General features: G+C 69.3%; 19 protein-coding genes and 1 pseudogene. 13 read left to right on the top strand and 7 right to left on the bottom strand.

Annotation, left to right across the window (positions count from 1 at the left end; translation table 11 throughout):
• A pseudogene (locus tag QZM15_RS24715) lies at positions 1–500 on the bottom strand (flagellar biosynthesis protein FlgA); the annotation flags it as partial.
• A 204-nt stretch (positions 501–704) separates the two neighbouring features.
• Between QZM15_RS24715 and flgB the strand changes: the two are divergent.
• The 13 genes from flgB (at position 705) to QZM15_RS24780 (ending at position 14,244) form a co-directional block, all read left to right on the top strand.
• Positions 705–1,193 (top strand): flagellar basal body rod protein FlgB, encoded by a 489-nt coding sequence (gene flgB / locus QZM15_RS24720; RefSeq protein ID WP_059583906.1) that lies wholly within the window; start codon positions 705–707, stop codon positions 1,191–1,193.
• Positions 1,194–1,239: 46 nt separating this feature from the next.
• Positions 1,240–1,665, top strand: coding sequence for a flagellar basal body rod protein FlgC (flgC, locus tag QZM15_RS24725; RefSeq protein ID WP_006485701.1), 426 nt, complete (start codon positions 1,240–1,242; stop codon positions 1,663–1,665).
• A 60-nt stretch (positions 1,666–1,725) separates the two neighbouring features.
• The gene (gene flgD / locus QZM15_RS24730) at positions 1,726–2,472 is read left to right on the top strand and encodes a flagellar hook assembly protein FlgD (RefSeq protein ID WP_059583904.1); all 747 of its coding nucleotides are present in this window, start codon (positions 1,726–1,728) and stop codon (positions 2,470–2,472) included.
• 31 nt (positions 2,473–2,503) lie between these two features.
• The gene (gene flgE / locus QZM15_RS24735; RefSeq protein ID WP_302107442.1) at positions 2,504–3,748 is read left to right on the top strand and encodes a flagellar hook protein FlgE; all 1,245 of its coding nucleotides are present in this window, start codon (positions 2,504–2,506) and stop codon (positions 3,746–3,748) included.
• 19 nt (positions 3,749–3,767) lie between these two features.
• Positions 3,768–4,526, top strand: a complete 759-nt coding sequence (gene flgF / locus QZM15_RS24740; protein ID WP_059642437.1) for a flagellar basal-body rod protein FlgF — start codon at positions 3,768–3,770, stop codon at positions 4,524–4,526.
• A gap of 34 nt (positions 4,527–4,560) precedes the next feature.
• On the top strand, positions 4,561–5,349 hold the full coding sequence (gene flgG / locus QZM15_RS24745; protein ID WP_006485706.1) for a flagellar basal-body rod protein FlgG: 789 nt from the start codon (positions 4,561–4,563) through the stop codon (positions 5,347–5,349).
• 20 nt (positions 5,350–5,369) lie between these two features.
• The gene (flgH, locus tag QZM15_RS24750; RefSeq protein WP_059642434.1) at positions 5,370–6,059 is read left to right on the top strand and encodes a flagellar basal body L-ring protein FlgH; all 690 of its coding nucleotides are present in this window, start codon (positions 5,370–5,372) and stop codon (positions 6,057–6,059) included.
• Positions 6,060–6,064: 5 nt separating this feature from the next.
• Positions 6,065–7,249: a flagellar basal body P-ring protein FlgI gene (locus QZM15_RS24755; protein ID WP_099316978.1), complete on the top strand. Its 1,185-nt coding sequence runs from the start codon at positions 6,065–6,067 to the stop codon at positions 7,247–7,249.
• The gene (gene flgJ / locus QZM15_RS24760) at positions 7,250–8,239 is read left to right on the top strand and encodes a flagellar assembly peptidoglycan hydrolase FlgJ (protein WP_059642431.1); all 990 of its coding nucleotides are present in this window, start codon (positions 7,250–7,252) and stop codon (positions 8,237–8,239) included.
• Between the two features lie 216 nt (positions 8,240–8,455).
• Positions 8,456–9,211 (top strand): flagellar brake protein, encoded by a 756-nt coding sequence (locus QZM15_RS24765; protein WP_059583897.1) that lies wholly within the window; start codon positions 8,456–8,458, stop codon positions 9,209–9,211.
• 194 nt (positions 9,212–9,405) lie between these two features.
• Positions 9,406–11,391 (top strand): flagellar hook-associated protein FlgK, encoded by a 1,986-nt coding sequence (flgK, locus tag QZM15_RS24770; protein ID WP_302107443.1) that lies wholly within the window; start codon positions 9,406–9,408, stop codon positions 11,389–11,391.
• A gap of 23 nt (positions 11,392–11,414) precedes the next feature.
• Positions 11,415–12,656 carry a flagellar hook-associated protein FlgL gene (gene flgL, locus QZM15_RS24775; RefSeq protein WP_059583893.1) on the top strand — a complete coding sequence of 414 codons (1,242 nt, stop codon included), beginning with the start codon at positions 11,415–11,417 and terminating at the stop codon, positions 12,654–12,656.
• A gap of 280 nt (positions 12,657–12,936) precedes the next feature.
• Positions 12,937–14,244 carry a solute carrier family 23 protein gene (locus QZM15_RS24780; RefSeq protein WP_302107444.1) on the top strand — a complete coding sequence of 436 codons (1,308 nt, stop codon included), beginning with the start codon at positions 12,937–12,939 and terminating at the stop codon, positions 14,242–14,244.
• A gap of 28 nt (positions 14,245–14,272) precedes the next feature.
• Here QZM15_RS24780 and QZM15_RS24785 read toward each other — a convergent pair whose 3' ends face one another.
• The 6 genes from QZM15_RS24785 to QZM15_RS24810 form a co-directional block, all read right to left on the bottom strand.
• Entirely contained in the window at positions 14,273–14,866 is a 594-nt protein-coding gene (locus QZM15_RS24785; protein WP_081103822.1) for a hypothetical protein, read from the bottom strand.
• A 72-nt stretch (positions 14,867–14,938) separates the two neighbouring features.
• Positions 14,939–15,472, bottom strand: coding sequence for a spore coat U domain-containing protein (locus QZM15_RS24790; protein ID WP_226225879.1), 534 nt, complete (start codon positions 15,470–15,472; stop codon positions 14,939–14,941).
• Positions 15,469–17,772 carry a fimbria/pilus outer membrane usher protein gene (locus tag QZM15_RS24795; RefSeq protein WP_302107445.1) on the bottom strand — a complete coding sequence of 768 codons (2,304 nt, stop codon included), beginning with the start codon at positions 17,770–17,772 and terminating at the stop codon, positions 15,469–15,471. The genes QZM15_RS24790 and QZM15_RS24795 overlap by 4 nt, the downstream gene beginning before the upstream one ends.
• Before the next feature lie 25 nt (positions 17,773–17,797).
• On the bottom strand, positions 17,798–18,550 hold the full coding sequence (locus QZM15_RS24800; RefSeq protein ID WP_059583888.1) for a molecular chaperone: 753 nt from the start codon (positions 18,548–18,550) through the stop codon (positions 17,798–17,800).
• A 94-nt stretch (positions 18,551–18,644) separates the two neighbouring features.
• Positions 18,645–19,151, bottom strand: a complete 507-nt coding sequence (locus tag QZM15_RS24805; RefSeq protein ID WP_059583886.1) for a spore coat U domain-containing protein — start codon at positions 19,149–19,151, stop codon at positions 18,645–18,647.
• A gap of 845 nt (positions 19,152–19,996) precedes the next feature.
• Positions 19,997–20,881, bottom strand: a complete 885-nt coding sequence (locus QZM15_RS24810; protein WP_302107446.1) for a transcriptional regulator GcvA — start codon at positions 20,879–20,881, stop codon at positions 19,997–19,999.
• Between the last annotated feature and the right edge of the window lie 75 nt (positions 20,882–20,956).

Below are 20,956 nucleotides of genomic sequence, written 5' to 3' on the forward strand. Positions count from 1 at the left end.
CAGAGGCGGGCCGATGCTGCCGGTGGCGGCGCCGGCCGCGCGGCATTCGATGCCGGCTCGGCCGTGCCGGCGACGACCGTCGCGATGGCGGCCGGGTCCGCCGCACGCGGCGACGCGCCGTACCCGGCGTTCGCGCGGGCTGCGTAGACGGGGACCGGCGCGGGAGCCGGCGCGGCGGCCGGCGGCGGCACGCTCGTCACGACCATCTGGCCGGCCGGTTGCGCCGCGTAGCCGGCGCCGGTCGCAGCGCTCGCTCCGCCGGCCGCGCGCTGCGCGCCCGAAGCGGAAGCGGCGCCCGCATTCGCGCCGAACTGCCCGCCGCTCACCGCGTTGGCGTGCGCGAGCGCGGTTTCGGCCGTCTCGCCGCGTCCGGGAATCACGATCATCCCGTCGTCCGCGTGCACGGCGGGCGCGGCGATCCACAGCGCCGCGGCGAGCGCGAATGCACGCCGGACGTGCGTGAGCCGCCCGTTCCTGTCGCGAAGTGCGCCGCCCGTCATCGCCGTGTCCTCGATCCGTTGATCCGCTTCGCATTCTAGGGAGCGCGGGCGTCGCGCAAACGATGAATAGAGGGGGCCTTTGCCGCGTTATTCGCCCGATTGCCGGTTGCGTGCCGCGCCTACCATCGCTGTCATGGAAAAAAGCCGCTCGGGCCGCCATCCGGCGCGAGGGGCGTGCAGCGCTTCATACGGAGAGACGCACACATGCTGGACAAACTCGATGCGGAATTCGCGTTCGGCCGACAGGCGCTCGACGTGCGCGCCTACCGGCAGGAACTGCTGTCGTCGAACATCGCGAACGCCGACACGCCCGGCTACCAGGCCCGCGACGTCGATTTCGCGTCGACGCTCGCGCGCTCGCTGAAGCAGACGGGCGGCGGGCTCGCGCCGAGCAACGCCGCGCCACTGCCGATGGCGCAGCCGGCCGGCGTGACGAGCGGCATGTCGATGGTGTCGACGGCGCCGGGCCACATGGCCGGCACCGCGAAGCTGATCCCGACCGGCGGCCCGTCGGACGACTACGGCCGCGCGCAATACCGGATGCCGCTGCAGCCGTCGCTCGACGGCAACACGGTCGATCTCGACGTCGAGCGCGTGCAGTTCGCGAACAACGCGCTGCACTACGAAACCGGGATGACCGTGATGACCCAGCAGATCAAGGCGATGATCGCCGCGATCTCGACGAACTCGTAAGCGCCGCTTCCGAATCCGGACCCGGACCCAAGCACAAGGAGCCTCCATGCCTTCGTTGATGAACATCTTCGGCGTCGCCGGTTCGGCGCTGTCCGCGCAATCGCAGCGCCTGAACGTGACCGCGTCGAACCTCGCGAACGCCGACAGCGCGACCGGCCCCGACGGCAAGCCGTACAAGGCCAAGCAGGTCGTGTTCGCGACCGACCCGATGGGCGGCGCGCGCACCGCGTCCGGCCAGGGCGTGGGCGGCGTGCGCGTGACGAAGGTGATGGACGACCCGTCGCCGATGAAATCGACCTACGACCCGGCGAACCCGGCCGCCGACGCGAACGGCTACGTGCAGATGCCGAACGTCGATCCGGTGCAGGAGATGGTGAACATGATCTCGGCGTCGCGCTCGTACCAGGCCAACGTCGAGACGCTGAACACCGCGAAGACGCTGATGCTCAAGACGCTGACGATCGGCTCGTAAGCCGCGCGCCGCCGACCCGACCGACCCGACACCGACAGTTCCGACAGAAGGCCACCCAGGATGACTTCCTCCAACACGACGATCGGCAGCAACGGCACCAACGTGTCGACGCTGCCGACCGACACGATGAACACCAACAAAGTGTCGTCGACCAACGGCACGTCGGCGAGCGACCTGCAGGCGACGTTCCTGAAGCTGCTCGTCACGCAGTTGCAGAACCAGGATCCGACGAGCCCCGTCGACAGTTCGCAGATGACGTCGCAGCTCGCGCAGATCAACACGGTGAGCGGCATCGCGCAGTTGAACACGTCGCTCACGTCGCTGTCGTCGCAGCTCGCGGCCGGCCAGCAGACGCAGGCCGCGCTGCTGATCGGCACCAACGTGCTCGCGCCGGGCAACAGCGTCGGCGTGAAGAGCGGCGCGGCGTCGCCGTTCGGCGTGTCGCTCGCGAACGACGTGTCGAACCTGACGATCACCGTGAAGGACAAGACGGGCGCCGTCGTCAACACGATCGACGCGGGCAAGCAGTCGGCCGGCACCGTGCCGTTCAACTGGACGCCGACGGACGCGGCCGGCAACGCGCTGCCCGACGGCACCTACACCGTGAGCGCGCAGTACACGGGCAGCGACGGCAAGACGTATGCGCCGACCGTGCTCGCGGCCGCGACGGTGCAGAGCGTGATCAAGCAGGCGGACGGCACCGCCGGGCTCGTGCTGTCGAACGGCACGACGGTGGGGCTCACCCAGGTTGCGTCGATCTTCCCGAACACGAAGTCGTCCTCGTCCGGCGACACCACCACCAACTGATTGATCGAGCTTTTTCCTAACGGAGACCGAAATGGGTTATCAACAGGGTCTGAGCGGCCTCGCCGGCGCATCGAACGCGCTCGACGTGATCGGCAACAACATCGCGAACGCGAACACGGTCGGCTTCAAGTCGAGCACCGCGCAATTCGCCGACATGTACGCGAACTCGGTCGCGACGTCGGTCAACACGCAGATCGGCATCGGCACGTCGCTGAACGCGGTGCAGCAGAACTTCGGGCAGGGCACGATCAACACGACGAACTCGTCGCTCGACGTCGCGATCAACGGCAACGGCTTCTTCCAGATGTCGAACAACGGCGTGACGACGTACTCGCGCGACGGCACGTTCCAGCGCGACAAGAACGGCTTCATCGTCGACTCGCAGGGCCGTAACCTGATGGGCTACGCGGCCAACGGCGGCGGCGTGATCAACACCGCGCAGACCGTGCCGCTGCAGGCGCCGACCAGCAACATCGCGCCGACCGCGACGACCAAGATCACCGGCCAGTTCAACCTGAACTCGCAGGACAAGGTGCCGGCCAAGACGCCGTTCGACCCGAACGACAACACGACGTACAACTATTCGACGTCGATCCAGGTGTACGACTCGCTCGGCGGCTCGCAAGCGGTGAACATGTACTTCGTGAAGTCGGCGGCCGGCACGTGGGAAGCGTATGCGAACGTGCAGGGCGCCGCGACCCCGACCGACCTCGGCACGATCACCTTCGATTCGTCGGGCGCGATCAAGAGCACGACGCTGCCGGGCTCGACCACGCCGACCACGTCGCTCGGCCAGTTCGACTTCACGGTGCCGACCACCGACGGCTCCACGACGCCGCAACAACTGACGCTCAACCTGACCGGCACGACGCAGTACGGCGGCAAGAACGGCGTGAACAACCTCGCGCAGGACGGCTACGCGAGCGGCACGCTGACGACCTACACGATCGGCGCCGACGGCAAGCTGACCGGCAACTACTCGAACGGCCAGACCGCCGTGCTGGGCCAGATCGCGATCGCGAACTTCAACAACCCGAACGGGCTGGTGAACCTCGGCGGCAACCAGTACGCCGAATCGTCGGCGTCGGGCGTGCCGCAGGTGTCGGCGCCGGGCAGCACGAACCACGGCACGCTGCAGGGCAGCGCGCTCGAGAACTCGAACGTCGATCTGACGGCGCAGCTCGTCAACCTGATCACCGCGCAGCGCAACTACCAGGCGAACGCGCAGACGATCAAGACGCAGCAGACCGTCGACCAGACGCTCATCAACCTGTAAGCGCGGATAACCGGCAGCCATGGACCGACTGATCTATACGGCGATGACGGGCGCGTCGCAGTCGCTCGACCAGCAGGCGGTGGTCGCGAACAACCTCGCGAACGCGTCGACGACGGGCTTTCGCGCGCAGCTCGCGACGTATCGCGCGGTGCCGATGAATTTCGGCGACGGCAGCAACATCGACCCGACGACGACGCGCACCTACGTGCTCGCGTCCACGCCCGGCGCCGATTACGCGCCGGGTCCGATCACGCGCACCGGCAACCCGCTCGACGTGGCCGTGCAGGGTGCCGGCTGGCTGTCGGTGCAGACGGCCGACGGCGGCGAGGCGTACACGCGCGCCGGCAACCTGCACGTCGACGAGAACGGCCAGCTCGTGAACGCGAGCAACCTGCCGGTGATCGGCAACGGCGGCCCGATCTCGGTGCCGCCGAACGCGGAAGTGACGATCGGCAAGGACGGCACGGTGTCCGCGCTGATGCCGGGCGACCCGCCCACCGCCGTCGCGATCGTCGACCAGATGAAGCTCGTCAATCCCGACCCGGCCACGCTCACGCGCGGCAACGACGGGCTGTTCCGCACCGCCGACGGCAATCCGGCCGACGCCGACCCGAACGTGGTCGTCACGCCGAATTCGCTCGAAGGCAGCAACGTGAACCCGGTGACCGCGATGGTCGCGATGATCGACAACGCGCGCGCGTTCCAGCTTCAGTCGAAGCTGATCCAGACGGCCGACCAGAACGAGCAGACGGCGAACCAGCTGCTCAATTTCAGCTGAGCGGCACGGCCCTCGCTATCAGGAGAAGATTCAAATGAACCGTTCGCTCTACATCGCCGCCACCGGCATGAATGCGCAGCAGGCGCAGATGGACGTGATCTCGAACAACCTCGCGAACACCAGCACGAACGGCTTCAAGGCGTCGCGCGCGGTGTTCGAGGATCTGCTGTACCAGACCATCCGCCAGCCCGGCGCGAACTCGACGCAGCAGACCGAGCTGCCGTCGGGCCTGCAGCTCGGCACCGGCGTGCAGCAGGTCGCGACCGAGCGCCTGTACACGCAGGGCGGCCTCACGCAGACCGGCAACTCGAAGGACGTCGCGATCAACGGCGCGGGCTTCTTCCAGGTGCTGATGCCGGACGGCACCAACGCGTACACGCGCGACGGCTCGTTCCAGACCAATGCGCAGGGCCAGCTCGTCACGTCGAGCGGCTACCAGGTGCTGCCGGCGATCACCGTGCCGCAGAACGCGCAGTCGCTGACGATCGGCAAGGACGGCGTCGTGTCGGTCACGCAGCCGGGTTCGAGCAACGCGGTGCAGATCGGCTCGCTGCAGATCGCGACCTTCATCAACCCGGCCGGCCTCGAGGCGAAGGGCGAGAACCTGTTCGCGGAAACGACGTCGTCGGGCGCGCCGAACGTGTCGCAGCCGGGGCTGAACGGCGCGGGCGTGCTCAACCAGGGCTACGTCGAGGCGTCGAACGTGAACGTCGTGCAGGAACTCGTCAACATGATCCAGACGCAGCGTGCCTACGAGATCAACAGCAAGGCCGTGACGACGTCCGACCAGATGCTGCAGACCGTCACGCAGATGAAGAGCTAACCGGAAGTCCCGTCGTCGCCATGAAGCAGGTTCGCCTCCCCTCGTCAGCCACCGTCCGCGCCGCCTGCGCGGTCGCGGTGGCGGCGCTCGCCGGTTGCGCGCAGATTCCGCGCGACCCGATCATCCAGCAGCCGATGACGGCGCAGCCGCCGATGCCGATGTCGATGCAGGCGCCCGGCTCGATCTACAACCCCGGCTTCGCGGGGCGGCCGCTGTTCGAGGATCAGCGCCCGCGCAACGTCGGCGACATCCTGACGATCATGATCGCGGAGAACATCAACGCGACCAAGTCGTCGGGGGCGAACACGAACCGGCAGGGCAATACCGATTTCAACGTGCCGACGGCCGGCTTTCTCGGCGGGCTGTTCGCGAAGGCGAACCTGTCGGCGGCCGGCGCGAACAAGTTCGCGGCCACCGGCGGCGCGAGCGCGGCGAACACGTTCAACGGCACGATCACGGTGACCGTCACGGGCGTGCTGCCGAACGGCAACCTCGTGGTGAGCGGCGAAAAGCAGATGCTGATCAACCAGGGCAACGAATTCGTGCGCTTCTCGGGGGTCGTCAACCCGAACACGATCTCGGGCGCGAACTCCGTCTATTCGACGCAGGTCGCCGACGCGAAGATCGAATATTCGTCGAAGGGCTACATCAACGAAGCCGAGACGATGGGCTGGCTGCAGCGCTTCTTCCTCAACATCGCGCCGTGGTGATGACGATGCGAACGACCCTGTTCAGCCGCCTGTCGGCCCGCGCGCACACGGCCGCGCGGCTCGCCGTCGCGTTCGCGGCGGTGGCTGCCGCGTGCATGCTCGGCGCCGCGCCCGCGCACGCGGAACGCCTGAAGGATCTCGCGCAGATCCAGGGCGTGCGCGACAACCCGCTGATCGGCTATGGCCTCGTCGTCGGCCTCGACGGCACGGGCGACCAGACGATGCAGACGCCGTTCACGACGCAGACGCTCGCGAACATGCTCGCGAACCTCGGCATCTCGATCAACAACGGTTCGGCCAACGGCGGCCCGTCGTCGCTGAACAACATGCAGCTGAAGAACGTCGCGGCCGTGATGGTGACGGCCACGCTGCCGCCGTTCGCGCGGCCCGGCGAGGCGCTCGACGTCACCGTGTCGTCGCTCGGCAACGCGAAGAGCCTGCGCGGCGGCACGCTGCTGCTCACGCCGCTGAAAGGCGCGGACGGCCAGGTGTACGCGCTCGCGCAGGGCAACATGGCGGTCGGCGGCGCGGGCGCCAGCGCGAACGGCAGCCGCGTGCAGGTGAACCAGCTCGCGGCCGGCCGGATCGTCGGCGGCGCGATCGTCGAGCGCGCGGTGCCGAACGCGGTCGCGCAGATGAACGGCGTGCTGCAACTGCAACTGAACGACATGGACTACGGCACCGCGCAGCGCATCGTGTCCGCAGTCAACGCGAGCTTCGGCCCGGGCACCGCGACGGCGCTCGACGGCCGCACGATCCAGCTCGCGGCGCCGGCCGATTCCGCGCAGCAGGTCGCGTTCATGGCGCGGCTGCAGAACCTCGACGTGAGCCCGGACAAGGCCGCGGCCAAGGTGATCCTGAACGCGCGCACCGGCTCGATCGTGATGAACCAGATGGTCACGCTGCAAAGCTGCGCGGTCGCGCACGGCAACCTGTCGGTGGTCGTCAACACGCAGCCGGTGGTGTCGCAGCCGGGGCCGTTCTCGAACGGGCAGACGGTGGTCGCGCAGCAGTCGCAGATCCAGTTGAAGCAGGACAACGGCGCGCTGAAGATGGTGACGGCCGGCGCGAATCTCGCCGACGTCGTGAAGGCGCTGAACACGCTCGGCGCGACGCCCGCGGACCTGATGTCGATCCTGCAGGCGATGAAGGCGGCCGGCGCGCTGCGCGCCGACCTGGAGGTGATCTAAATGGCAGCCACGCTCCCCAACGCAAACGACCTCACGCAGCGCTTCGCGCTCGACGTGCAGGGTTTCGATGCGCTGCGCGCGCAGGCGAAGCAGTCGCCGCAGGCCGGCGCGAAGGCCGTCGCCGGCCAGTTCGACGCGATGTTCACGCAGATGATGCTCAAGAGCATGCGCGACGCATCGCCCGACGGCGGCTTGCTCGATTCGCACACGTCGAAGATGTACACGTCGATGCTCGACCAGCAGCTCGCGCAGCAGATGTCGACGCGCGGGATCGGCGTGGCCGACGCGCTGATGAAGCAGTTGCTGCGCAACGCGGGCGTCGGCGCCGGCGGCGCCGCGGCGGACGTTGGCGCGGGCGGCATGGGCGGCATGGGCGTGGGCGGCCTCGGCACGGCCGGCAACGAAGGCGGCCTCGCCGCGATGAACGCGATGGCGAAGGCCTATGCGAACGCGGCGAACAACGGCGGCCTTGCCGGCGCGCGCGGCTATTCGGCCGGCAGCGCGCTGACGCCGCCGCTCAAGGGCGCGAGCGGCGTGCGCGACGCGGACGCGTTCGTCGACCGGCTCGCGGGCCCCGCGCAGGCGGCCAGCGCGACGACCGGCATCCCTGCGCGGTTCATCGTCGGCCAGGCCGCGCTCGAATCGGGCTGGGGCAAGCGCGAGATCCGCGCGACGGACGGCTCGACCAGCTACAACGTGTTCGGCATCAAGGCGAACAAGGGCTGGACCGGCCGCACCGTGTCGGCGCTGACCACCGAATACGTGAACGGCACGCCGCGCCGCGTGGTCGCGAAGTTCCGCGCGTACGACTCGTACGAGCACGCGATGACCGATTACGCGAACCTGCTGAAGAACAACCCGCGCTACGCGGGCGTGCTCAGCGCGAGCCGCAGCGTCGAAGGCTTCGCGCACGGGATGCAGAAGGCCGGCTACGCGACCGACCCGAATTACGCGAAGAAGCTGATCTCGATCATGCAGCAGATCGGCTGACGGCCCGCCCGCCACCGATTGGCCCCTTCGGACCGCGCCCGGCACCTTGCCGCGCGCGGTTTCAACGTTTGCGACAAATAAATGGCCGTTTCGATCTAAACTTTCGGTCAGCACTGCCGCTAAGTGTGAGAGACCTGCGACCGGGCCCCCGTTCTGGCCCGGTTTTATTGCGCACCGGTTGCCCCGGGCGCCCATGACAAGAAAGACCGGCTAGCCATGAATATCGAAACGTCGACGGACCCCAGCCTGGATGCAGGCCACTCCGGGCCCGACTATGCCCGCCGCAATCCGCTGGAAATCGGCGTGCAGCTGCGCAACCTGGTGAATCGCGGCGATTTCCTGACCGTCCAGTACCCGGGCGGCCAGCTCGTCACGCGTTTGCTCGAGGTCGACGTCGGCGCGCGGACGTTCACGTTCGACTGGGGCGCGCTGTCCGAGCAGAACGCCGGCATCCTGGGCGCGTCGCACTGCACGTTCGCGGCCGCGCCGGAGGGCGTGCGCGTCGAATTCACCACGGGCACGCCGCGCGAGACGCGCTACGAGGGGCTGCCCGCGTTCGTCGCCGATTTCCCCGACGTGCTGGTCTGCATCCAGCGCCGCGAATATTTCCGCGTCGACGCGCCGATCGTCGATCCGTTCCTGTGCCGCGGCAAGCTGCCGGACGGCGAAAGCTTCCTGTTCGAGGTGCACAACCTGTCGCTCGGCGGCGTGGGGCTGCGTACGGCCGACGAGCGCGTCGAGGCGCTCGAGGTCGGCACGCTGCTGCCGGACGTCGAGCTCGAGCTGACGGGCCACGGCAAGCTGTCGCTCGACCTGCAGCTCGTGTCGCAGCGTTCGACGCAGATGCCGAACGGGGCGCGGCGCTACCAGCTCGGCTTCCGCTACATGTCGCTGCCGGGCAGCGCGGAGAACACGCTGCAGCGGCTGATCACGCAGCTCGAAATGAAGCGCCGCTCGCTCGCGCGGGCCTGACGCGCCCCAGCGGGCGGCCCCCACGGGCGGCCCGCGCAGCGCCGCCGGCGCCTCGTGCCGGCCGCTTCCGACGGCGACGCACGCTCGTGCGCCGCGCGTGCATTTTTTCCTCAATTTTTTCGATCCGCGGCCGTTATACCGGGAGTCACGCAACCCGGCGGCCGCAACGCGCGGCCGGCTCATCAGGATCGCGCATGTCCAACACACTCATGAACCTCGGCGTCAGCGGCCTGAATGCCGCGCTCTGGGGCCTCACGACGACCGGCAACAACATCAGCAACGCCGCGACGCCCGGCTATTCGGTCGAGCGGCCCGTGTATGCCGAAGCGAGCGGCCAGTACACGGGCAGCGGCTACATGCCGCAAGGCGTGAACACCGTCACCGTGCAGCGGCAGTACAGCCAGTACCTGAGCGACCAGTTGAACACCGCGCAGACGCAGGGCAGCGCGCTGTCGACCTGGTACACGCTCGTCGCGCAGCTGAACAACTACATCGGCAGCCCGACGGCCGGCATCTCGACCGCGATCACGAGCTACTTCACCGGTCTGCAGAACGTCGCGAACAACGCGTCCGACCCGTCCGTGCGGCAGACCGCGATCAGCAACGCGCAGACGCTGGCCAACCAGATCAACGCGGCCGGCCAGCAGTACGACGCGCTGCGCCAGAGCGTGAACACCCAGCTCACCAGCACGGTGTCGCAGATCAACACGTACACCGCTCAGATCGCCGAGCTGAACCAGCAGATCTCGGCGGCGAGCAGCCAGGGCCAGCCGCCGAACCAGCTGATGGACCAGCGCGACCTCGCCGTGTCGAACCTGTCGAGCCTCGCCGGCATCCAGGTCGTGCGCAACGAGGGCGGCTACAGCTTGTTCCTCGCGGGCGGCCAGCCGCTCGTCGTCGCCGACAAGAGCTACCAGCTCGCGACCGTCTCGTCGCCGTCGGACCCGAGCGAGCTGACCGTCGTGTCGCAGGGCATCGCCGGCGCGAACCCGCAGGGGCCGAACCAGGCGTTGCCCGATTCGTCGCTGTCGGGCGGCACGCTCGGCGGCCTGCTCGCATTCCGCAGCCAGACGCTCGACCCCGCGCAGGCGCAGCTCGGCGCGATCGCGACCAGCTTCGCCGCGCAGGTCAACGCGCAGAACGCGCTCGGCATCGACCTGTCGGGCAATCCGGGCGGCAACCTGTTCACCGTGCCGTCGCCGACCGTGTACGCGACCCAGGGGAATACGGGCAACGCGTCGCTGTCGGTGTCGTTCGCGAACGCGTCGCGGCCGACGACGAGCGACTATACGCTCTCGTTCGACGGCGCGAATTACACGCTGACCGACCGCGCGAGCGGCGCGGTGGTCGACCAGAAGGCGGGCCCGATGCCGGTTTCGCTCGGCGGGCTGAACTTCTCGGCCGCGACCGGCACGCAGATGCAGCCGGGCGACAAGTTCACCGTGCTGCCGACGCGCGGCGCGCTGAACGGCTTCGGCCTTGCGACGACGAGCTTCTCGGCGATCGCGGCCGCGTCGCCGGCCGTCACGTCGGCGGCGAGCACCAACACGGGCACGGGCAAGATCACGCTGGGCGGCGTGACCTCGGGCTATCAGGTGCCGACGACCAAGCTGACCTTCGACGCGACGGCAAAGACGCTGACGGGCTTCCCGGTCGGCACGACGGTGACGGTCGGAACGACGCCGCCGACGACGGTGACCATCGTGAATCCGACGGACACCGTCCCGTACGACCCGGCGTCCGGCGCGACGATGACAATGTCGGGGACGGCCGCGGGCGCACTCAACGGCGTGAGCGTGTCGCTGTCCGGCGCGCCGGCGACCGGCGATTCGTTCACGATCGGGCCGTACGCCGGCGGCACCAGCGACGGCTCCAACGCACGGGCGCTGTCGCAACTCGTCAATGCGAAGGCGCTCGGCGGCGGCACGACGACCCTCACGGGCGCGTACGCGACCTACGTCAACGGCATCGGCAACACGGCGACGCAGCTCAAATCGTCGAGCACCGCGCAGACCGCGCTGGTCGGTCAGATCACGCAGGCACAGCAGTCGGTGTCGGGCGTGAACCAGAACGAGGAAGCGGCCAACCTGATGCAGTACCAGCAGCTTTACCAGGCGAACGCGAAGGTGATTCAGACGGCGGCGACGCTGTTCCAGACCGTCCTTGGCCTGTTCAACTGACCGGATTCGAGAGGATAGAAACGATGCGGATCTCCAGCGCCCAGTATTTCCAGCTGAACGTCACGCAGATGAACGACCAGCAGGCCCAGCTTGCGCAGCTGTACCAGCAGATCGCGAGCGGCGTGAGCCTGCAGACGGCGGCGGACAATCCGGTCGGCGCGGCGCAGGCCGTGCAGTTGTCGATGACGTCGGCGACGCTGTCGCAGTACGCGACCAACCAGACCACGGCGCTCGCGTCGCTGCAGGCCGAGGACCAGGCGCTGCAGAACGTGAGCGGCGTGCTCACGAGCGCGCAGACGCTGCTCGTGCGGGCGGGCGACGGCTCGCTGTCCGACAGCAACCGGGCGGCGCTGGCGACGCAGCTGCAGGGCTACCGCGACCAGTTGCTGACGCTCGCGAACACCAACGACGGCGCCGGCACCTACCTGTTCGCCGGCACGAACAATTCCGCGCCGCCGTTCAAGGCCGCGCCGAACGGCAGCGTGGCGTATGTCGGCGACACCGGCACGCGCGACGTGCAGATCGCCGATTCGAGCACCGTGTCGCAGAGCGACACGGGGGCGGCCGTCTTCATGTCGGTGCCGGCGATCGGCAGCACGCCCGTGCCGTCGGCGGGCGCCGCCAATGCGGGCACCGCCACGATCGGCACGGTGGCCGTGACGAACCCGGCGGCCGCGACGAACGGCCATCAGTTCGCGATCACGTTCGGCGGCACGCCCGCCGCGCCGACCTACACGGTGACCGACAACTCGGTCAGCCCGCCGAGCACCACGCCGGCGCAGGCCTATTCGGCCGGCTCGGCGATCTCGCTCGGCAACGGCATGACGGTGGCGGTGTCGGGCACGCCGGCCGTCGGCGACACGTTCGCGGTCGACCCGGCGCCGCAGGCGAGCGGCGGCGCCGACATATTCTCGACACTCGACGCGATGATTTCGGCGCTGAACAAGCCCGTGACCGGCAACCCGGTGGCGAGCGCCGCGCTGACGAATGCGCTGATGACGGGCTCGACCAAGCTCGGCAACACGATGCGCAACGTCACGACGATCCAGGCGTCGGTCGGCGGCCGCGAGCAGGAAGTCAAGGCGATGCAGGCCGTCAACCAGTCCGCGGCGCTGCAGACGAGCAGCAACCTGTCGGATCTGACGAGCACCAACATGGTGACGACGATCAGCCAGTACCTGCAGGTGCAGAACGCGCTGACCGGCGCGCAGAAGGCCTACGTGCAGTTGCAGAACATGTCGCTGTTCCAGTACATCAATCCGTGACGTACGCGGCGCCGGCTGCGATGTGAGCGCATGCTTGCTTCGCGGCCGGCGCGCGCCGCCGCCCCGCGCGTCGGGCGCGGACGGGCGCTTCACCGGGCCGCGCGCCCGCGCACCGGTTCTCTGGCGCGACCTGCCGCTCCGGCACCTGGCCGTTCCGCTTGCCGGCCCCGCCTGCCGGTTCGCTTGCCAGCCCCATTTCCGCTCCGTAAACTCGCGCCAGATTCCAGACCGGCGCATCCCTGGCAGCCGGCGACCGACGACCGACAGGAGCGCTTTCCCCATGTCCGATTCCTACTTCCCGCGCTGGCGGGTCCAACCGACCGGCGCGGCCTCGCGCGTGGTCGGCCCCGACGAACGTCTCGCGTGGCCGCAGATGGTCGCGATGGGCGTGCAGCACGTCGTCGCGATGTTCGGTTCGACCGTACTCGCGCCGCTGCTGATGGGCTTCGACCCGAACCTGTGCATCTTCATGTCGGGCATCGGCACGCTGCTGTTCTTCGTGCTGGTCGGCGGGCGCGTGCCGAGCTACCTCGGCTCGAGCTTCGCGTTCATCGGCCTCGTGATCGCGGTGACGGGCTACGGCGGCAGCGGCCCGAACCCGAACATTCCGGTCGCGCTCGGCGGGATCGTCGCGTGCGGCGTCGTGTACGTCGCGCTCGGCGCGCTCGTGCAGGCGATCGGCACGCGCTGGATCGAGACGCTGATGCCGCCCGTCGTGACCGGCGCGGTGGTCGCGGTGATCGGGCTGAACCTCGCGCCGATCGCGGTCAAGGGCGTGTCGGGCGCGACCTTCGACTCGGTGATGGCGCTCGTCACGGTGCTGTGCGTCGGCGGCGTCGCGGTGTTCGCGCGCGGGACGGTGCAGCGCCTGCTGATCCTCGTCGGGCTCGTGATCGCCTACGTGATCTACGCGATCGCGACCAACGGGATGGGCCTCGGCAAGCCGATCGATTTCGCGATCGTCGCGCATGCCGCGTGGTTCGGCGTGCCGGGCTTTCGCGCGCCGGTGTTCGATCCGCACGCGATGCTGATGCTCGCGCCGATCGCGGTGATCCTGGTCGCGGAGAACCTCGGCCACATCAAGGCCGTCAGCGCGATGACGGGCACCAACCTCGACCGCTACGTCGGCCGCGCGTTCATCGGCGACGGGCTCGCGACGATCGTGTCGGGCAGCGTCGGCGGCACGGGCGTGACCACCTACGCGGAGAACATCGGCGTGATGGCCGTCACGCGGATCTATTCGACGCTGGTGTTCGCGGTCGCCGCGCTGATCGCGATCGGGCTCGGCTTCTCGCCGAAGTTCGGCGCGGTGATCCAGACGATCCCGGGCCCCGTGCTCGGCGGCGTGTCGATCGTGGTGTTCGGGCTGATCGCGGTGACGGGCGCGCGGATCTGGGTCGTCAACAAGGTCGACTTCTCCGACAACCGCAACCTGATCGTCGCGGCCGTCACGCTGGTGCTCGGCGCCGGCGACTTCTCGCTGAAGATCGGCGGCTTCGGGCTCGGCGGGATCGGCACCGCGACGTTCGGCGCGATCATCCTGTACGCGATCCTGCGCAAGGAGAAGGAGCCGGGGCCGGTGGTGTGAGGCGCGGGGGAGGCCGGCGCATCGGCCGTCACGGATTCGGCTGCACCGAAAACGTGAGCGGCCACGCAAAGGTCCCGTCCTTCGCCTTCGGCGCGAACACGAACCGATAGGTCAGCGTGAACGTCGTGTTCAGCGCCGTATACGGCACGTTGATCGTGCCGCCCGTTCCCGGCAGCACCACCTTGCCGCCGAAGCCGCTGATCTCGATCGAACTGAACTGCGACAGGCTCGCGGCGGCAACCTGTACGCGCACCGTATAACCGGCCCGGTCGTTGGTCTGGACCGCGAGGGTCGTCCCCGACGGGTTGTTCGCGTTCGGCACGGCCAGGTAGCCGATGCTCGTGTCCTTGTTCGCGATCACGAGCTTCGCCGGATGGGTCGCGTTCAGCCGCGCATACGCCTGGACCGTTGCCCCGACCTGCACCGGGCGGCTGGCCTGCTTCGCGGCGCTCGGGCCGGGCGCCGCGCCGACGAGCGCGATCGAGAGCGCGGCCAGTGCGGCCAGCAGCCCGCGCGCGCGGCCCGCACCGCGTGGCGCGAGTGGCGCCCCGAGTGGCGCCGCACCGGTCCGTCCGCGGGCGCGCCGCGCTGCGGCGGCGCTCGCTGTCTGGGTTCGATTCATGTCTGCCCCCGTTGTCCGAGTCCGTGATGGTGGTCGATGGCGGCATGCGCGACGCACGCGCCGTTGGCTCGCCTAGTAGTTGAACAGGATCGTGATGTTGTGGTCCGCGTAGCTGCCCGGCACGGCGTTCTGGCCGCCGCGGATCAGCCCGTACACGGTCGCGCTGAATGCGCCGGCGCCCGTGATCTTGCCCCATGAAATCGTCGACGTGCCGCTCGTGCCGTCTCCCCAGACCGACGTGTGCGCGCTGTCGAGATACAGGTTGTAGCCGAGCGTCTGCGTGTCGCCGGTGCGCGTCATCAGCCGGTTCGCGAACGTGCCGCCGCCCGCGCTCGCCGTGACCGTCGGCGTCGCGTTGCCGCTGCCGGTGCAGTTCACCGAGACGGTGACGGCCGACGTCGCCGCGTTGATGGTGTCGTACGTGCCGAACACCATCGACGACGGTGCCGTCATCGTGCACGTCGTCGCCGCGCGCGCGGCCGGCGCGGCCATCAGCGCGGCGCCGGCGGCGAACAACGCGAACGCGGCGGACGCCGCGGAGGTCGCGGCCGTCGCGCGAACGCGCGGGAGCCGGACCGGCCGCCCGGCATGCTTGCGATGTCTCATGGTGTGACTCCCTTGCAAAGATGGGTGCCGAGGTCCGGCAGCGGATCGTCACCGGCGGGAAAGCGCACGGTCACGTCGCACTGCCGGTCGCGCCACGCCGCATGCAGGCGGTTCTGCTCCGACAGTCCGGTGACGTACACGACGCCGTCGCGGCCGACTGGAAACGCGTCCTTCTGCCCGTCGATCGTGACGATCGCGCCGGCCGGCAGGTGCGCGCCGTCCGCGAGATCGAGCGTGAGCATCGCGCCGCGCGAGCGCGTGATCGGGAACACGAGCGCCATGCCGCTGCGGAAGTAGGGCACCGCGTCGAGCTTCAGCGTGCCGATCGTCGCGTCGAACGGCAGGTCGGCCTGCTCGATCGAAATCGGGTTGTTTTCATACGCGCGCAGCCGCGGCAGCAGCGCGACGCCGCTCGCGTCCGTGTGCGCGACGAGCTGGTTGTCCGCGAGGATGCCGACGTTGGCGAAGCCGGGCACCTTGACCAGCGCGAAGCTGTCGGTGATCTGCCGCGACAGGCGCGCGGTGCCGTCGACGAACGCGACGCCGCCCGCGACGTTGGCGCGCACGCCGGCGCGGCCGCGATACGCCGCCGCCTCGACGCTGTAGGTGCCGGTGCGCGTCTGCAGCGTCGCGCTCGCGTCCTGCGTGTCGTTGCCGGCCTGCAGCGCGTAGCCGAAACCTTCGCCGACCGGCAGGCTGCGCTGCAGTTGCGCGAGCATTTCGGTGCGGCCCTGCTGGTGCGTCATCGTGACGGATGCGCTCGTGCGGTTGTCGACCGGAATCGTCCACGCGACGCCGACGATCGTCGCGCCAGCGCCGCTCAGCGGCTTGCTGACGCTGACGTTGGCGAAGCCGAAGCGACCGAGCTGCGCGCTGTAGCTGAGCGACAGCAACTGGGTCTTGTAGCCGTCGCGATCGTCGAGGAACACGTGCGCGAGCCCGAGCGAGCCGAAGCGGCCCATCCCGAGGCCGACGTTGACGCTCGTCAGCAGCTTCGGCGCGAGCCTGCCCGGCTCGAGCCCGATCTGCGCGAAATGCGGGGTCGCCCATTGCGCGTGCGCGCCGATCTCCACGAGGCCGGCCTGGCTCTCGGCGCCGATCGTCGCCAGCGCGCCCGCGCCATCGGCGCTGCGGCTCGCCGCCGCCGCCGCGTTGAGGACGCCGAGCGGCCCGGCCAGCACCACGCCGCCGACGCCGACGTTTTGCCGCGACGCTTGGGCTTCCGCGTGGATCTCGCCGGTGAACCGGTCGGTCATGCCGATCCGGTGCGTCGCGCTGGCGAACCAGCGCCCGTAGTCGTTGCTCGCGAGGCCGAAATCGCGCCGCTCCTTGCCGATCTCGTACGAGAAATCCTGCATCCCCCGCTTCAGCAGATTCGCGCTTGCGTAGAACGATTGCGTGATCACCTGTTCGCGCCCCATCACGTCGCGCACCACGACCCGCACGTCGCCCTGGCCGGTCACCACCGGCACGTTGTTGATCGCGAACGGGCCGGGGGCGACCTCGCGCGTCGACGTCAGCGCGTTGTTGACGTAGACGTCGACCGTCGAAGGCAGCACGGCCTGCCCGCTCACGCCCTGCAGCGGGATCGTGACGAGCCCCGGCTGCGTCGCGAAATTGGTCGCGTACTGGATGCCGCCGAAGCGGACCGCGCGGCCCCACATGCCCGCGCGGCTGATCGCGTCGCCGATGCGCAGGCTCGCGAGATGGCCGGGCCGATCGGTCGTCCACGTGGTTTCGAGGCGCGTGAGGCGCCGCGTCGGGCCCGCTTCGTCCGCGAGAAACGTGCCGACGCCCACGCCGAAGCGGTTGAAGAAGCCAAGCTCGAACAGCCCGGAGCCGTGCGTCTGGCCCGCGGCCTGTTCGGCAAGCAGGTCGTAGTTGAAGAAGCCGCCGATGCCCGGCTCGACGGCCGACGCGCGGTGCCGCTCGGTCTCGTCGAAGGTCGCGCCGACGAATGCCTGGGCCGGAGCGCTGATCGCCATCGTCAGATTCTGCTCGTCGACGGTGTACGTGAGGCCCGCGATCGCGTTCAGCGGGTAGTACGGCGTGTCGTTGCCGGCCAGCGGCGCGACCTCCGGCCGCCTGAGCCGCCAGCGCTTCAGGTCGTCGGCCGACACGTAGAACGCGCCGTCGGCCGCCTTGATCAGCAACGCGGTTTCGTCGAGGCCCTGGCGGTTGATGTCGACCTGGTACAGCAGCTCGGCCGGGCCGCCCGCCGCGCCATGCGACGCCTGCGCGGCCGCGGCGGCCGGTGCCGCGACGAGACGCTCTTGTGCGTGTGGGGTCTGCGCGCTCATGAGAATCGCGATCAGCAGCGCCGCGTCAGCGCGCGTTCGGCGCGAGCGTCGTATCGATGTCGCCCGCATCGGAGTAGCCGATCAGGTGCATGCCGGAGGCAACGGCCGGCGCGGTTCCGGCACCGGGCTTGAACGTCAGTTCGCGCGACTGGCCGGGCAGCACGTACGCGAATTCCGCATGCGTGGCGACGGGGCGATCGCTGCCCGGCGCGAGCAGCGCGAGGTTCGCCACCTGCGCATGCGCGGTGCCGTCGTTGGTCACACGCAACGCGAGCGTGCCCGAGCCGCCCGGGCGCGGCTCCGCGCTCCAGCGCAGCCGCGGGGCGGTGTCGACGGCCGGCTTCACGAAGATCGGCAGGCTCATTTCCAGCGCGATCTGCACGCCGGTGAAACCGGGCTTCGGCGCGGGCGGAATCTCCTGCAGATACAGCCGGTAGCTGGTTTCGCGGTCAGCGGCGGGCGGATGCCGCAGGCCCACGCGCACGACCTGCGCACTGCCGGGCGCGATCGTGAAGATCGGCGGCGCGGCGATCAGGTCGCCGGTCGACGCATAGACGTCGTCGCCCGCGTTCTGCGACCACGCAACGGTGCGTAGCTGGACGATCACGGGCTGGTCGGGCGATTCGTTGCGCACCGTCAGCGCGACGCTGCGTTGCGCGGCCGACAGCTCGACGCGCACGGGCGACACGGTGAAGTCGGTGGCCCGACTGTCGGCGGAGGCGGCGGCGAGCGTCACGGCCGCGAGCCAGGTCGCGAGTTTGTACACGTTCGGTTTCATCACGGATCCACCTCCAGGGGGGCGCTGCTGGATGTTCGACGTCTGCCGGTCGGGAGGGCGCGCATCTGCGCTGCCGCACGCCCTCCGCGCGGCACTAAAACGTGACGGTGACCGTCACCGTGTCCGCATAGCTGCCCGGCACCGCATTGGGCTGGTCCGGCACCTTGCCGTACACGGTCTTGGTGATCGCCTGCGCCATCGCCATCCCCTGGCCGGTGCCGTTGACGGTATCGCTCGGCGGCGTGTTGCCCCACACGACCGTGCGGTTCGAATCCTGGTACAGCGAGTAGTTGAGCTGGTTCGAGCCGCTCGTCATGATGCGGTTGGCGACCGTGGCGCCGGACGTCGTGCCCGCATTCAGGCCGATGTTGAAGTTCGTCCCGTTCGTGCAGCGGACCGTGATCGCGGACTGCGCCGATTGATCGCCGGTTCCCGGTGTGTAGGCGGGGAAAGTCAGCGCGCCGGCCGAGTCGATCAGGCACGTTGCGTTGACGGTGGCGGATACGCCGAACGTCGTGGTGGTCTGTCCGGCCGATGCCGAGAGGGCCGTGCAGGCGAGCGATGCGGCAAGCGCCGCGTGGGTCAGTACGGAGTGCTTCATGATGCAGTTCTCCCTTGAGAGCTGGAATGTGCGGCCGGTGCGTCGAGCCGTTCGGGACGGGATCTCGATCGTCAGCGCGCGATGCGTCTTCTGGTCGTGTCGGAATCGGGTCGCTTGCTGGGAGGGCACCTCCTTTGTGTCGTCGTGCGGAATCGGGCGCGCGGCCGGGCAGCCGGCCGCTGCTGCAGCGCGTACCGCGCGAGCCGTGGCCGTTGCCGCTCGCGTGCGCGTCGGCACGCGGGCGGCGCCGCCCTGGCGAGCGGCACGACTCGGCGCGGCGCGCATGCGCGCGGCGAGGGATTTCAGGGATTCGCCTATCGGATCGGCGCGTCGTGACTTCGGGTAACGGTGTGGGCCGTGTGCGCGCATCGGACGGCGACGGTGCGAAGCCGCGCCGCCGGCATCAGCGGATGCGTGACAGGAGCAGTGATGCAGGACAGCAGCCGTGTGACGGCCGATATGAGATTCGACATGATTTCCCCGACCCGCTTGATGATTGTTCGTCGCCTGCATCGAGCCGCCGGCCCGTGCAGTGTCGTTGTCTGCACCGCTGCATCAGCAAGCAACGGGCCAACGCGCGCAGAGCCGCGCAAACAGGGGCAGGGAGGACTGCGTGGGGCCGTCGGCGACGGTGCGCGTGCGCAAATGTTTCAGTCGTGCAACACGCAGCGGCGCGGGCTGGCCGGCGGCGGGCCCGGCGGGCGGGCGATGGCGGGATGACGGGGGCGGCTCACGGCGCACGCGGCAGCGATTCCGCTGGGGAATCGCACGCGCCGCAGGCCGATCGGTTTCATTCGTGCAACGTGCGCGCGGCCGTTTCGGTCAGGTGTCGGCGGCACCGCGCATCATGCGTTCACATTCGACTGCGCGGCGAGCCACGCACAGAACTGCGCGACGAGCGGATCGTCGGCCGGCGCGCCCGGCGCGATCCACCAGTAGCTGCGCGTCGCGATGCGCGGGCCGGGCAGCGGCATCACGAGGCGCCCGCTCGCGAGCTCGTCGTCGATCAGCGGCAACGGGCCGAGCGCGACGCCGAGCCCGTCGACGGCCGCCTGCAGCGCCAGGTAGAAGTGGTCGAACGACTGCCGCTTGCGCCCCTTCATCGTCACGCCGGCCGCCGCGAACCAGTCGCGCCAGCCTTCCGGCCGCGTATCCGAATGCAGCAGCACGTGCCGCGCGAGATCGTCCGCGCGGGTAATCGGCACGCGCTTGAGCAGCGCGGGGCTGCACACCGGGATCACGCTTTCGTCGAGGAAGTGGCCGCTCGTGCAATTCGGCCAGTGGCCGGGGCCGCGGCGGATCGCGACGTCGAAGCCGTTCAGCGTGTCGAGCGGCGCGTTCGACGTCGACAGCTTCAGCTCGACGTTCGGCACGTCGCGCTGGAACCGCGACAGGCGCGGCAGCAGCCATTTCATCGCGAAGGTCGGCAGCGCATTGATGCGCAGCACGCGCGCCGCGCCGGTGCTGCGCAACTGTTCGGTCGCGTGCGCGATGCTGTCGAACGCCGCGCGCACGGTGTCCAGGTAGCGGCGGCCTTCGTCGGTGAGCTTCACGCGCTTGCCGTGGCGATGGAACACCGGCTTGCCGAGCCATGCCTCGAACCCGGCGATCTGCCGGCTGATGGCACCGTGGGTCACATGCAGTTCGTCGCCCGCGGCGCTGAAGCTTTCATGTCGTGCCGCGGCTTCAAAGGCCCGAAGCGCGGAAAAGGGTGGGAGATCGCGTGCCATGCTTGTGATTCTAGATCACAAGGACGCGCCGATAAAATCGTTTTGACGGCATCCCGAACGGCGGTAACCTCGGTT

It is taken from the genome of Burkholderia sp. AU44665 (assembly GCF_030504405.1).
Lineage (GTDB): Bacteria > Pseudomonadota > Gammaproteobacteria > Burkholderiales > Burkholderiaceae > Burkholderia > Burkholderia semiarida.

Bases quoted from the DNA above. Each gene is read 5' to 3' on its own strand.
- flgK (WP_302107443.1), top strand. From the start codon at position 9,406: ATGTCCAACACACTCATGAACCTCGGCGTCAGCGGCCTGAATGCCGCG.
- flgJ (WP_059642431.1), top strand. From the start codon at position 7,250: ATGGCAGCCACGCTCCCCAACGCAAACGACCTCACGCAGCGCTTCGCG.
- flgD (WP_059583904.1), top strand. From the start codon at position 1,726: ATGACTTCCTCCAACACGACGATCGGCAGCAACGGCACCAACGTGTCG.
- QZM15_RS24785 (WP_081103822.1), bottom strand. From the start codon at position 14,866: ATGAATCGAACCCAGACAGCGAGCGCCGCCGCAGCGCGGCGCGCCCGC.
- flgH (WP_059642434.1), top strand. From the start codon at position 5,370: ATGAAGCAGGTTCGCCTCCCCTCGTCAGCCACCGTCCGCGCCGCCTGC.
- flgE (WP_302107442.1), top strand. From the start codon at position 2,504: ATGGGTTATCAACAGGGTCTGAGCGGCCTCGCCGGCGCATCGAACGCG.
- flgB (WP_059583906.1), top strand. From the start codon at position 705: ATGCTGGACAAACTCGATGCGGAATTCGCGTTCGGCCGACAGGCGCTC.
- flgL (WP_059583893.1), top strand. From the start codon at position 11,415: ATGCGGATCTCCAGCGCCCAGTATTTCCAGCTGAACGTCACGCAGATG.
- flgF (WP_059642437.1), top strand. From the start codon at position 3,768: ATGGACCGACTGATCTATACGGCGATGACGGGCGCGTCGCAGTCGCTC.
- flgG (WP_006485706.1), top strand. From the start codon at position 4,561: ATGAACCGTTCGCTCTACATCGCCGCCACCGGCATGAATGCGCAGCAG.
- QZM15_RS24755 (WP_099316978.1), top strand. From the start codon at position 6,065: ATGCGAACGACCCTGTTCAGCCGCCTGTCGGCCCGCGCGCACACGGCC.
- QZM15_RS24795 (WP_302107445.1), bottom strand. From the start codon at position 17,772: ATGAGCGCGCAGACCCCACACGCACAAGAGCGTCTCGTCGCGGCACCG.
- QZM15_RS24800 (WP_059583888.1), bottom strand. From the start codon at position 18,550: ATGAAACCGAACGTGTACAAACTCGCGACCTGGCTCGCGGCCGTGACG.
- QZM15_RS24765 (WP_059583897.1), top strand. From the start codon at position 8,456: ATGAATATCGAAACGTCGACGGACCCCAGCCTGGATGCAGGCCACTCC.
- QZM15_RS24780 (WP_302107444.1), top strand. From the start codon at position 12,937: ATGTCCGATTCCTACTTCCCGCGCTGGCGGGTCCAACCGACCGGCGCG.
- QZM15_RS24810 (WP_302107446.1), bottom strand. From the start codon at position 20,881: ATGGCACGCGATCTCCCACCCTTTTCCGCGCTTCGGGCCTTTGAAGCC.
- QZM15_RS24805 (WP_059583886.1), bottom strand. From the start codon at position 19,151: ATGAAGCACTCCGTACTGACCCACGCGGCGCTTGCCGCATCGCTCGCC.
- QZM15_RS24790 (WP_226225879.1), bottom strand. From the start codon at position 15,472: ATGAGACATCGCAAGCATGCCGGGCGGCCGGTCCGGCTCCCGCGCGTT.
- flgC (WP_006485701.1), top strand. From the start codon at position 1,240: ATGCCTTCGTTGATGAACATCTTCGGCGTCGCCGGTTCGGCGCTGTCC.